This is a genomic window from Oceanobacillus picturae (assembly GCF_000612865.1).
Taxonomy (GTDB): Bacteria; Bacillota; Bacilli; order Bacillales; family Amphibacillaceae; genus Oceanobacillus_B; species Oceanobacillus_B jordanicus.
Genome location: NZ_CCAX010000003.1, coordinates 147,000 through 159,434, shown reverse-complemented (window position 1 = coordinate 159,434; position 12,435 = coordinate 147,000). Strand labels below are relative to the sequence as shown.

Below are 12,435 nucleotides of genomic sequence, written 5' to 3'. Positions count from 1 at the left end.
GAGGGGCGATGAAAATGAAAGCAGGAATTATTGGGTGTGGATCGATTGCAAAATTGCGCCACGCACCAGAATATAAAGCAAATAAGCAGATTTCGGAAATCGTGTTTTATGACCGAAATCCCGAGCGATCTGAACGCCTTGCTTCCATGTTTAATGGCTCTGTGGCGAGATCAATTAATGACTTGATAGAAGACCCCACAATTAAGGTGATCAGTGATTGTTCCTCTAATGAAAACCATCATATTTTCTCAACGAAGGCTTTATTATCTGGAAAGCATGTACTTTGTGAAAAACCCATTTCTCTAACTGTAAAGGACGCACAAGAGATCTTGGAAGCAGAGAAGAAATCAGGCAAGGTATTGATGGTGGATCATAATCAACGCTTTACTCGTGCACACCAAAAAGCAAGAGAGATTATTCGAGGTGGGGAGTTAGGTAAGGTTCTAACCTTTAGAACGACCTTTGGCCATAAAGGGCCGGAACACTGGGGAGTGAATAAATCAAATTCTACATGGTTTTTTAAAAAAGAACGTTCCGGATTTGGAGTGGCAGGTGATTTGGGAATTCACAAGCTCGATTTAATTCATTACCTTCTGGAAGACGAGATTACAAAGATTAGTGCTTTTCAAGGAGCGCTTAATAAAGTGGATGAACAGGGTAAGCCAATTGAAGTCTGTGATAATGTCGTGGCCAGTATGCAAACAAAAAACGGTTGTCTCGGCTCGGCATCCTTCTCCTGGTCCTATTATGGAGAGGAAGATAACAGTACTGTTCTTTATTGTGAAGCAGGTATTTTGAAGATTTATCACCACCCCGAATACCAATTAGAAGTGATTAAAAGCACTGGAGAGAAAATTAATTATCAGCTAGAAACAATTCAAACGAATGATAACCAAACCAATACGGGTGTTATTGACGCGTTTATCCGGTGCGTAACAACGGGTGAAAAACCAATTGCTTCTGGCCGGGACGCCCTAGGGTCGTTAAAAGTAGTACTAGGAATGCTTCAAGCAGCAGAAACTGGTCGTGTTATCACGGTAAACCCATCTTAAGAGAAGCGAGTACACATTTCGCACCCTCCGCTTTTCTTTTGCCCTCTGTTCTATGAGATAGTAAGATGTAGGGGAATGGAGGGTTTGTATGAACCTTTTAGCAAAACAGCCTTATTTTAAAATGGAACGGAAGGTAACGAGCATAGAGCAAATTGACATCGAGCATGAGCGTGTCCTAACGTTATTTGATGAGAAGATTACTACGCAAAACAGAGAGTTTTTGATGAAAGATATTTTAGACGTTTCCTACCGTGAAATAGGCAATGACGGTGGTGGTCTTTTATATTTACACACATCACAGGGCGTCTATTCCTATACGGTAAAGGAATCTCCTATGGCATTTGTTGAAGCTTACCGCTTACATTGCCAAGCATAATTGTGTCTAATAAATGACACCAAGTCATAATGTATTGAATTATGATTTGGTGTCATTTATTATGGAGATATATTGAAGTGACACATTGTCACATTTGGAGCGGATTGTATGCCAACCTTAACTTTTTATAATCTTGCTGAAGAAAAGAAACAAAAACTAGTTGCTGCTGCAGAGCAGGAATTTTCCCGAGTACCAGTTTATGAAGCCTCTATTGCGAATATTGTAAAGCAGGCTGGAATACCGCGTGGAAGCTTTTATCAGTACTTTGAGGGGAAAGAGGATGTGTTCTTTTTTCTGTTGAATACACAAGCACAGAAACGCAGACGTACCTTTTTTTCACTTCTAGAGAAGCATGGTGGAGATATATTTCAAACAATGACCGAAATGTATGCCATCCTATTACAAGAAATTCCAGCACAAGAGAATCTCCAATTTCTAAGGCATGCCTTTCTTAATATGACGCATAAAGTGGAACAATCGCTTGCAGAGATGTTCAGTTATGGGGATAGTAACGAAATGATAGATGGCCTTAGACCTTATATTAAAATGTCTGCTTTAAATACGAGATCTGAAGATGAGCTTGTACACGTTATGCAAATTATAATAGCTGTTACAATGCGAAATATCATGGAGAAATTCTCACGAAATCTTTCTGACGAGCAGGCAATAGAGAATTATAAAATAGAACTGTCCCTACTGCAAAAAGGGCTTTGCAAATGACATCGCGAGAGGAAGTTTAAAATGGTCGCTGGAACTGTGAATAATCTTAAAACACTAAAAGTAGAATTAACTAGATTTATGATGTCTTATAAATTTGCTTTACATGAAATGAATACTAAAATTGATATTCTTAAACAAGAGTTTCATTATATCCATGAGTATAATCCAATTGAGCATGTGAATTCTCGGTTGAAAGCACCTGAGAGTATATTGAAGAAAGTTAAAAAGAAAGGGTATGAGTTGTCACTCCCTGCTATTAGAGAGAATGTTCGTGATATCGCGGGCATACGAATAACATGTTCCTTCATATCAGATATCTATGAAATAAGTGACATGCTTCAACGTCAAAAAGATATTACAGTGATTGAATGTAAGGACTATATTAAAAACCCGAAGCCAAATGGGTATCAGAGTCTTCACCTCATTTTGCAGGTTCCCATTTTTATGTCCGATCGTGAAGAACATATGTATGTCGAAATTCAAATTCGAACGATTGCCATGGACTTTTGGGCTAGCCTGGAGCATAAGATCTATTATAAATATAATAAAGAGGTTCCAGCACATCTAACGGAAGAGCTGAAGGAAGCCGCAGACTCTGCGACGAAGCTGGATCGTAAAATGGAAGAGATTCACCGCAAAATGGCCCAGATAAAAGAAGATAATAATGAAGAAAAGGAAAATCCACTGGAGCTCATGCTGCTTAATGAGCGTTTTGCCTTGCCAGAAGATTTCCTAGAAAAAGAATAAATAAATCAAAGAAAAGCATGGCTTCCTGCCATGCTTTTCTTTGATAATTATTGATCGAGTTTTCGTCTTCCCCATAGACCGAATGATCGATTTACATAAATGATGATAGCTCCCGCCACTAACAAGACGAGTGGGATGACCCAAGTAAACCCAAATGCCACCAGCATAGGGGCGAAAGTAACAATCGCAATATCAAAAGGTGCTACGCCGATATACGCTAGGGCATAATCATCGGTCGTTTTACTTTTTAACTCTGGGTCTACAATCCGAAGCAGGGCAAGTCCCATTGCCACCGTACCAGTACTCCAACCCCAACCGAACAAGGATTTTTCCACCCAAAAGTCTTTAAAGATATTAGGCCCAATAAAACGAAACAGAATATAGGCCCAAATCGTTCCAAATAGGAAGAGCAGAGCTAGTGGAAGAGCGTAATCTACCACAACCGTTATATTAATGGAAGCAATCCCGATTGCTACAAGATAATCTGTTGCTGTTCCACCTATACGTTCCATTACCCGTTGATCCACATACTCATCTGCCTTTACTTTGCGGCTTGCGACTTGAAAAAGCAGAGCCAAAATAAAAGCAATACTAAATAATGGAATGGACACTGCAGGAATGGCCTTTTGTAAAATGTCAGATACCCAATAGGAAATCCCGATGACCAGCGCAATAATGGAAATATGCAAAACAAGCGGGTCAATTGAGCTAGGTGATACAGTCTCTTCACCCATTGCAGTGCGCTCTGTTTTTTCCATTAACCCTGTACGCAATTCGTTTGGTAGATCCTTAAAGCTTTGGATGAATTTCGTATGTCCTTTTTCGGTACTTCGTTTTACCAAAACCAATCCACCAAGTACTGCAATTAAAATTCCGATAGTAGCTGACGTCATGGCAAGGTCCATAGCCTCATCCCAACCGTAATATTGGAAGCCTTCGCCAATTGCTGCAGCTGTTCCGTGTCCTCCAAGGAAACCTGCACCTAGAATTAATCCAAAGCCAGTTGGTAAATCTGAGAAAAGAGGTACTAACACGATCAGCCCAAATAGTGCACCAGCTCCCCACATAAGAAGGGTTAATAGCATGGAAAACGACCACATCTCTCTTACGCGATGAATAATTTCCTTCAAGTTTACCTTTGCTGCACCGATTGGTATGGCTGCAAAAATAACGGCAATTAGAAGTCCGGGATAAGAACTAAATTGATCTGAAAAGGGTAGCCAATCGAACCCATTTGGACCAAAGGCTAGTCCAATAAAACCGGCTATCATGCTTGCAGGGAGAAAGAGTGCCTGCATCCATTTTAGCTTTGCCCGCAGAATCGTTCCTGCTAGTAATAATCCAGAAATAATACTTATATCAATCATAAATGCTACTATAGTAAATTCATTCATTCAATTTCCTCCCTTTTTGTTGTGTGTTTACGAGGTTTTGTGTCTTAAAGTCTCTTGGGAGAGCAAAGCACCTCTTAGACTTCGAATAGGCTTCGTGCAATGTGTTTGGTATATGGTACAGAATATAACTTATCTTATGATCAAGCTTAGGGATCAATAATGACCGACAATGGTATCCTCTATGAGGTGAAAAACGTGTGGAATACTTCAGTTAAGCATGGTTTGTGATTTTTCCTTGTGGGCAATGGATATGAAATAAGACCTTATCAAGTGAGGGTATCATGAAATGTTTTTCAATTTATTCTTGCTTTAAGTAAAGACAGGACCATACAACAACTGAGTATTTCCTTATAAATATGGTGTATCTTGTGGCATTTACGCTGGTGTAGGGGAGCGTTACCTTGGAAGATGGGTTTTTCCGTTTTTAAAAAATAAATGGACCTTTTCTAGAAGCTTTTAATTTCTTTTCCAAAAAGATAAGATAATGTACCGTTTGAGCAGTCCCCCATATTTAGAAGTCTTTTCTTACTATATATCAAAAAGTAGGAAAAAAGGAAGACTTTTAGCCTAAATTATATCTTTCCAAATTTCTTAATGATGAAAAAAGAGAGTTGCATCATTGGAGAAAAGGGTAAAGGGGTGATCGGCATGTGTAATTGGATAAAAAGGAAAAACCGAGCGGGCATACGACTTTTTATGAGTTCGTGAACCTGCTCGGCATGGTGATTTGATAGTATTCTTAACTTATTGCTTCTCAATATGAATGATATTTTTTTCGTTCAATGCAACCTTACCTAGTTTTTGGAGGGTAAGCCTTTCGCCTTCTTGAAGATTTGTAAAGACAACTGGCGTCATAATGGATGTAGCATTCTTTGCAATATAATCCAGATCTGCACTTAGTAAAGGCTGCCCGACCTTAACTGTCTCACCTTGCTCAACTAGTGTTTCAAATCCTATTCCATCCAAGTGAACCGTATCAATTCCAACATGAATTAAGATTTCTCTCCCTCCATCGGATTCGATTCCAATTGCGTGTTTTGTAGGGAAAACATTGACTACTGTTCCGTTGACTGGAGAGACGATTTTTCCATCTGTTGGTATGATAGCAAAACCATCGCCCATCATTTTGGCAGAGAAGACTTGATCCGGTACGTTTGTAATAGAGACAATCTCCCCTTCCAGTGGTGTGTGGATCGCTTCAGTTGTTGTGCCCTCGTTCTGCATCGCTTCCGGATTTATTTCTTCAATCTGTTGCTTAACTTCTTCCTGTTGATCAGGATCCGTAACCCGCGGTCTTCTACCTGAAATTATATCCTGCATTTGGCCTTTTAATGTTTCCGATCGCGGTCCGAATATAGCCTGAATATTGTTACCCACTTCAAGTACCCCTGCAGCACCAAGCTTCTTAAGTCTGCCTTTGTCTACATCTTTTATTGATTTAACGGATACACGAAGTCTTGTAATACAGGCATCTAAATGCGAAATGTTTTGCTGTCCACCTATTGCTTCTAGCACGTTATAGGCAAGGTCACCAGCTTCTGTTTCGGAGTTGCCTTCTAATTCATCATCTTCTTCACGTCCTGGCGTCATCAAATTGAATTTTTTAATGAAGAAACGAAAGATAAAGTAATAAATGACAGCAAAGATTAATCCAAGAATAATGGTGATCCACCATGGTTCCTGGTTAGGTAGTATTCCAAATAAGGCGAAGTCAATCGCACCACCAGAGAACGTGTATCCTACGTTTACACTGAACATGGTCATAAGTACAAAGGAGAGTCCATCCAGTACAGCGTGAAGGAAAAATAACAGTGGTGAAATAAACATAAATGTAAATTCAAGTGGCTCTGTAATCCCTGTTAAGAAGGAAGTTAACGCAGCAGAACCTAATAATCCAGCAACGAGTTTCTTTTTAGCTGGTTTTGCTGCATGGTACATTGCTAGCGCTGCAGCTGGAAGTCCGAACATCATGATTGGAAATTCACCTGCCATAAAGTTACCAGCAGTAATAGCAACGCCATCTTTTAATTGGGCGAAAAAGATCGTCATGTCCCCACGAACAATATTTCCTGAAGCTGTCGTATACGAACCAAATTCATACCAGAAAGGCGCGTGAAAAATATGATGCAAACCAAATGGGATGAGTAATCGCTTAATAAATCCAAAGAAGAACACTGCTAGATAAGTCCCCTCTTCAATTAACCAGTAAGATGCACTATTCATCGCGTGTTGTACAGGTGGCCAGATAAGGAGTAGCAATAAACCTGCTACAAATGCTATAGCAGCTGTAATAATTGGTACAAACCGTTTACCTGCAAAGAAGCCAAGGAATGAAGGCATCTCAATATCGTGGAACCGGTTATAACAGAATGCGGCAATTAGCCCGACAATAATCCCGCCAAAGACGCCTGTCTGTAAGGTAGGTATCCCCAACACAGTCGCATAGCCAGGATCTGCCGCTACCGTTTCAGGTGTCACGCCAACCCAGGAACTCATTACCTGGTTTAATACTAAGTAGCCTACAATTGCAGCAAGACCTGCTGTGCCATCACCGGCTAATCCGATGGCTACTCCGACAGCAAATATAAGTGCCAAGTTATTAAAGATAATGCCACCGGCATCTTCCATGACGGTTGCCATAAGTTGAATCCAGTCTGCACTCAGAAAAGGCAGATACTCAAGCATCGATTCCTGTTGAGCTGCGTTACCAAAACCAAGTAACAAACCAGCTGCTGGCAGGAGTGCTACCGGCAACATTAAAGCTTTTCCTACTTTTTGTAGGATGCCAAAAGCCTTTTTAAACAAAGGAAACCCTCCCATACTTGATTCATTAATTATTGAAAGCAAATAAGAAAAATTCACATCAGTTTCTCTTTTAGTGAATGTGTACGTGATACTCGGGAAATCGAAATATAAATGTCTCGTTATACTCTCCTAGCGTACAAAAAAGGCATGAACAGATACGATGAAAAAGATGAAAGGGCAATTTCCCCATATCATTTTTTCATAATCGTCTCTACTCATGCCTGACCGAATCAGTAACACGTATAAGTTTCATTATTTTGTTATAAGCCGTTGAAGATGCATCGTCAGATATACCGCTTCCGCTTCGTAAACGGGCTTTTTTAACGTTTGCTGCATAATTTTAATAATCTTCCACGAAAGATTGTAGCATGTTGGATACTCAGATTTCAATAGGGAAGCTATTTTTTCCGGCTCCTGTACTATTTCATCATTTAGTACCCGCTCAATGGTATAGCGTAAGTGCCGGAGTAAGCGGGCGTATTCCATCCCTTCCCGATCAATCGTTACGCGCAACTGCACTTCTATCATCTCAATCAGCTGAATAATGAGTTTGGAGTAGCGATTTACATCGGAGACGGCTTTATCCGTAATCGCACTGTGGACGTGTAAAGCAATAAAGCCAATTTCGCCTTCTGGCAAGTCTATTTGCATGGAATGATTGATAAATTCCACTACCTCAGCGGCGACCTCATATTCGAATGGGTAGAGCGCTTTCGTCTCTGTTAAAAACGGATTTTTGATAGCCATTCCATTTAATAGTCTTGTAGTGGCAAACAGAATATGATCTGTCAGCGCAACATGGACCTTTTCACTAAGTATAGTTCGTGTTCTTCTTCGAATGATCTCAATAGAAGAAATGATAGTATTTAGCGTGTTTTCGTCTAAATCAGGGATTAGGCTCTTATAATGTTCTTGCGCCTTTTCATTACGCAGCACAAATAGCTTTTCCACTGTATTTTCAGGAATGATGGAATCTTTACTTTTGTTAAAGCCAATCCCTTTACCTATTAAGACTACTTCGCGCTGATTATCATCCAGGGCGATTAGTACATTATTATTGAGAGCCTTTACGACTTTGTAATCATTCATTTTTTATCACGTCCTTAAAGCTCTATCATAGCATTATACCAGGGAATATGAAAAGAACTTTAATTATGTGATGGATAAGAATAAAGCTACTATCCTTTAAACTTCTTTTACTACAATTGCTTGTGTTGACTTAATCTTTTTACATTCTTCAAACATTTCTTTCTCTACTAGTCCCAATTTAATTGCTGCCTCTAACTTTTCTGTATCTGGTTTTTTTTCAATGAGAACAAAATCCTGAAGATTAGCCTCTTCTAGCTTTTTAATTGTTAGGTCTGTTTCATAAGCAATACTAGATCGAATTTGGCGCTTTAGCTCATAATGGCCACGACTAATTTCTCCTGCTTTGTCTTTTCCTAACTCTTCATCTAAGTAAGTATGAAATTTTTTCTTTAATCGATTCATTTCTTGTTCCAGTTCTTTCTTTTGTTTATTTAATATATCGTAGCGCTTTACATCTTCTTCAGAAACGATTTCGGTGTTATTCATCATCATTCCCCCTAGGTTCCCTTATGAGTAATGTTTATGAAAAGAACCATAAAATCATGACAGGCAGAGAGCCAGTTTGTTAACAGAATGTGTATTTTTCAGAACAGTGCAAATTACCATTTAAATTTCGGAAAAATGTGCTATGATATTAACTATACAAATTTTTAACAAAAGGGAGTTTATGGTTAAGCAGGAGGTACATATGAGCGAGATAGGGGATAAATTAAAGAAACTAAGGGAAGAAAATGGGTATACTCCAGAGGAAATTGCAAGGGAGTTGCACTTTACCAAAAGCGTTGTTTGGAGCTATGAACTTGGAAAAAGAGAACCAAGTCCTAAACACCTTTGCCAAATGGCGCAGTTATTTGGTGTAACGGTTGATGATATTCTTAAAGAAGAGAAACATAAAATAGTAATCGACTTGCAGCTAGATAAAACATGGGAAGACTATAAACTCTTTGTAGGTCATATGGAGCTAAGCAAAGCAGAGGTAGAAGATGCCATCTTACTTATCAAGGCTCGTCGTATGGTGAAAAGCCAAACGGAACGAAGACTAAACGGTTCTTACGGCAGAAGACACTGATCTATAACGCAAATTCTAATAATCAAGGATAGGCAAATAAAAAGCGACTGGTTTTACTGAACTAGTCGCTTTTTCGTGTTCATGGAGCTTATCTAATCATGCACGCTATAGAATATTTGTGTTTAATTTCTTTGGCCAAATGGAATAATACCTATAGATATAATAAAAGGAGTGTATATCCATGGACAACCAGAATGAAATCAAAAAAGAGGTTGAGCATATACTTGATAATAGTCATGTGGGTACAATGGCTACAGTAAAGAACAACAAGCCCCATTCCAGGTATATGACGTTTCATAATGAAGGGTTAAAACTTTATACACCTACGAATGAAGATACGGATAAAACAGAAGAGATAGAAGAAAATCCTTATACGCATATCATTTTAGGCTATGAAGGAGAAGGATTTGGAGATAGCTTTGTAGAATACGAAGGTAAAGTAAGTTTCAATGATTCCGAAGAAGTAAAGAAGGCTTTATGGAATGACCATATGAAGTTGTATTTTGATGGGCCGGATGATCCGAACCTTGTGGTGCTGGAAGTTGAGCCAGTAGCAGTTCGGTTAATGAATAAAAAAGGGCAGCCACCAAAAGAATTAGAAATGTAAAAAAGGAAAAAGGGTTGGGACATAACGTCCCAGCCTTTTAAAAAAAAATAAGAAAAAAGACTGCTTAATCTCCGCTACGGAAAAAATGCTCCGCTTTCCGTGGGCACGACCTTAGTCTCCTCAGAAGCAAAGATCGCTTCTTGTGGGGCCTTCGGACTCGTGCTGTTCCCACAGGAGTCTCCGCATTTTTCCTTCGCTAAAGTGTGATTCAGATAACAAAAAATTAGGGATTATCCGGAAGTATTCGAACTGTTTTTACAATACCTAAGTGTCCCTTTTTCTTGCTTAATTTTCTTTTTCCTCATCCATTTGAATATATTTCTTCGTTAGTTCTGCTTACCTGTTATTGATTTAAGACTTAATGAGCAGGTAGATGAAATATATGCCGCCGATTACGGAAACTACGAGGCCTACGGGGATTTCAGAAGGAGAAAGAATGTTTCTTCCTACTGTGTCAGCGACAAGAAGAAGGAACCCACCCATCAGTGCCGTAATTGGCAATATAGCTTGATGTCTCGTTCCTACTAATTTTTTGACTAAATGTGGTGTGACAAGGCCAAGAAATGCAATACCGCCGCCTACGGCTACACTTGAGCCTGCAAGGGCTACTGCAGCGAGTAATAAGAGCATTCTTTCCCGTTCCACCTTTGTACCAAGGCCCTTTGCGATATCATCCCCAAGGTTCATTGTGTTTAGTGTATTTGCCTTGAAAAAAGTATAGGGTAAAAGAATTAAGATCCATGGCAGTAAAGCATAAACGTAGGTCCAATCTGTACCTGAAATATTCCCTGATAGCCAAACGGTGGCTCTCGTAAAATCGTTTGGGTCCATTTTCAATTGGAAAACGATGATTAAAGCAGAGAATGCAGCGTTAATTCCAATTCCAACAAGGATAAGTCGAATAGGGGAAACCCCGTTTTTCCAAGAAATCGCATAGATCAAGGTAGCTGCCACGACAGAACCGATTAGGGCTGCTGCTGGCAACAGAAAGACCGACGCTGTAGATGCCGTTATTGTACCAGATTGAAACAGGTAAATAGATAGAACCACGGCAAAGCCAGCACCAGCATTTATTCCAATAATACCTGGGTCGGCCAATTCATTTTGTGTCACGCTTTGCAGGATTGCCCCAGAGACGGCCATACCAGCTCCGATCAGAAGGGCCATTACCATGCGTGGCAGACGAAAGTCGAATAGGATTAAGCTGCTTTGCGATGTTCCATTCCCTGTGAGGGTTTTCCAAACATCGACAGGCGAAATTTGCATAACTCCTAAGTTTAAACTAATTATAAGCGTAAGGAGAATTGCTATAAACAAAGAAGCCGCCACTAGCCAAGCTCTTTTTGTTGGGGTTAGTTTTTTCATTGCTTTGCTCTCCCTTCACGACGTGCAAGATACAGGAAGAAAGGCACACCAACTAATGCCGTAATGGTCCCGACAGGTGTTTCAAATGGTGGGTTAACCATTCTGGAAACCGTGTCAGCTCCCACTAGTAATATACCTCCAAGTATGGCGGAGCACGGAATAATCCAACGGTAATCTGTACCTACAAGAAAACGTGTAATATGTGGGATGACTAGCCCAATAAATCCAATGGTTCCGGCAATGGAAACCGCAGCCCCTGTCAACAGCAAGACAACGAGGGTCCCAATAATTTTAACAAGAAGTGTTTTTTGGCCAAGTCCCCTTGCAAGGTCTTCACCAAGATTGAGAACGGTAATGGAACTGCTTAATGCCAGTCCAACTATTAAGCCTACTACAACTATAGGAGCCAGCAATTGGACATGGATCCACTGCACACTGGCGACACCGCCTGCATACCAAAAGCTTAAATCTTTGGCTATATTGAAGTGAATGGCAATCGCAGAGGAAATGGAGCTAAGCAAAGCAGTTACTGCTGTACCAGCAAGGGCCAACTTTACAGGAGTCAACCCAGATTTGGACAATGATCCGACACCGAACACGATGCCTGCACCCAATCCGGCGCCGAGAAAAGCCCAAATCATAACGATTACATTTGAGGCACCTGGCATAAGGGCGAAAGAAACGGCCATCATAAACGTAGCACCAGCAGTGACTCCCATAATAGAAGGGGAAGCTAGTGGATTACGTGTCATACCTTGCATAATAGAACCAGAAACAGCGAGAGCTGCACCAATTAAAGTAGCTGCCAAGGCTCTTGGAATTCGTAGATTACGTATAATTTGATGAGATGTTTGTAATGTGTCAAATTGCACTAAACTCTGCCAGATGGTACTTACTTTAATATCAGCACTCCCATAAAGAATAGAGAAGGCAATACAAAGAATAAGTATTACCAAGCCACCAGTTAAGATAAACGTAGCCACCATTGGCCTTGATTGCTTGTACCCCTTTGCAGCAGAAAATCTATTTAAAAAAGACATAAAAGTTACTCCCCGTATAAAACAAAATTAAAACTGTTGCCATTATATTATAAGGGATAGCATGCAACAATAACATAAGAAACTCTCTTGAATCTGGAATAAATAATTTTATTGTAAATGAGAATGAAAATTGTTATCATTAGGAAAGTTACTGAAATATTCAACATAAAG

General features: G+C 39.9%; 12 protein-coding genes. 6 read left to right on the top strand and 6 right to left on the bottom strand.

Annotation, left to right across the window (positions count from 1 at the left end):
• Positions 1-8: 8 nt before the first annotated feature.
• The 4 genes from BN988_RS15225 (at position 9) to BN988_RS15210 (ending at position 2,895) form a co-directional block, all read left to right on the top strand.
• Positions 9-1,052, top strand: coding sequence for a Gfo/Idh/MocA family protein (locus BN988_RS15225; RefSeq protein ID WP_036577802.1), 1,044 nt, complete (start codon positions 9-11; stop codon positions 1,050-1,052).
• A gap of 88 nt (positions 1,053-1,140) precedes the next feature.
• Complete coding sequence (locus tag BN988_RS15220; RefSeq protein ID WP_036577800.1) at positions 1,141-1,428, top strand: hypothetical protein; 288 nt, start codon at positions 1,141-1,143, stop codon at positions 1,426-1,428.
• 108 nt (positions 1,429-1,536) lie between these two features.
• On the top strand, positions 1,537-2,148 hold the full coding sequence (locus BN988_RS15215; RefSeq protein WP_036577798.1) for a TetR/AcrR family transcriptional regulator: 612 nt from the start codon (positions 1,537-1,539) through the stop codon (positions 2,146-2,148).
• A 21-nt stretch (positions 2,149-2,169) separates the two neighbouring features.
• On the top strand, positions 2,170-2,895 hold the full coding sequence (locus BN988_RS15210; protein ID WP_036577796.1) for a GTP pyrophosphokinase: 726 nt from the start codon (positions 2,170-2,172) through the stop codon (positions 2,893-2,895).
• A 47-nt stretch (positions 2,896-2,942) separates the two neighbouring features.
• Here BN988_RS15210 and BN988_RS15205 read toward each other — a convergent pair whose 3' ends face one another.
• From BN988_RS15205 to BN988_RS15190, 4 genes are all read right to left on the bottom strand, one after another.
• Complete coding sequence (locus tag BN988_RS15205; protein ID WP_036577794.1) at positions 2,943-4,289, bottom strand: sodium/glutamate symporter; 1,347 nt, start codon at positions 4,287-4,289, stop codon at positions 2,943-2,945.
• A gap of 744 nt (positions 4,290-5,033) precedes the next feature.
• Positions 5,034-7,094, bottom strand: coding sequence for a glucose-specific PTS transporter subunit IIBC (ptsG, locus tag BN988_RS15200; RefSeq protein WP_036577793.1), 2,061 nt, complete (start codon positions 7,092-7,094; stop codon positions 5,034-5,036).
• Positions 7,095-7,346: 252 nt separating this feature from the next.
• Positions 7,347-8,183, bottom strand: coding sequence for a glucose PTS transporter transcription antiterminator GlcT (gene glcT, locus BN988_RS15195; protein WP_036577791.1), 837 nt, complete (start codon positions 8,181-8,183; stop codon positions 7,347-7,349).
• Between the two features lie 96 nt (positions 8,184-8,279).
• Positions 8,280-8,669, bottom strand: a complete 390-nt coding sequence (locus tag BN988_RS15190) for a hypothetical protein (protein ID WP_051558026.1) — start codon at positions 8,667-8,669, stop codon at positions 8,280-8,282.
• Positions 8,670-8,871: 202 nt separating this feature from the next.
• Here BN988_RS15190 and BN988_RS18435 point away from each other — a divergent pair, with 202 nt between their 5' ends.
• Positions 8,872-9,252, top strand: coding sequence for a helix-turn-helix domain-containing protein (locus tag BN988_RS18435; RefSeq protein ID WP_051558025.1), 381 nt, complete (start codon positions 8,872-8,874; stop codon positions 9,250-9,252).
• Positions 9,253-9,433: 181 nt separating this feature from the next.
• Complete coding sequence (locus tag BN988_RS15180) at positions 9,434-9,859, top strand: pyridoxamine 5'-phosphate oxidase family protein (protein WP_036577788.1); 426 nt, start codon at positions 9,434-9,436, stop codon at positions 9,857-9,859.
• A gap of 351 nt (positions 9,860-10,210) precedes the next feature.
• On the opposite strand, the gene BN988_RS15175 is transcribed toward BN988_RS15180, so the two are convergent.
• Together BN988_RS15175 and BN988_RS15170 are read right to left on the bottom strand one after the other, a co-directional pair.
• On the bottom strand, positions 10,211-11,224 hold the full coding sequence (locus BN988_RS15175) for a FecCD family ABC transporter permease (RefSeq protein WP_036577787.1): 1,014 nt from the start codon (positions 11,222-11,224) through the stop codon (positions 10,211-10,213).
• Positions 11,221-12,264, bottom strand: a complete 1,044-nt coding sequence (locus BN988_RS15170; RefSeq protein WP_036577786.1) for a FecCD family ABC transporter permease — start codon at positions 12,262-12,264, stop codon at positions 11,221-11,223. The genes BN988_RS15175 and BN988_RS15170 overlap by 4 nt, the downstream gene beginning before the upstream one ends.
• Positions 12,265-12,435: the final 171 nt, after the last annotated feature.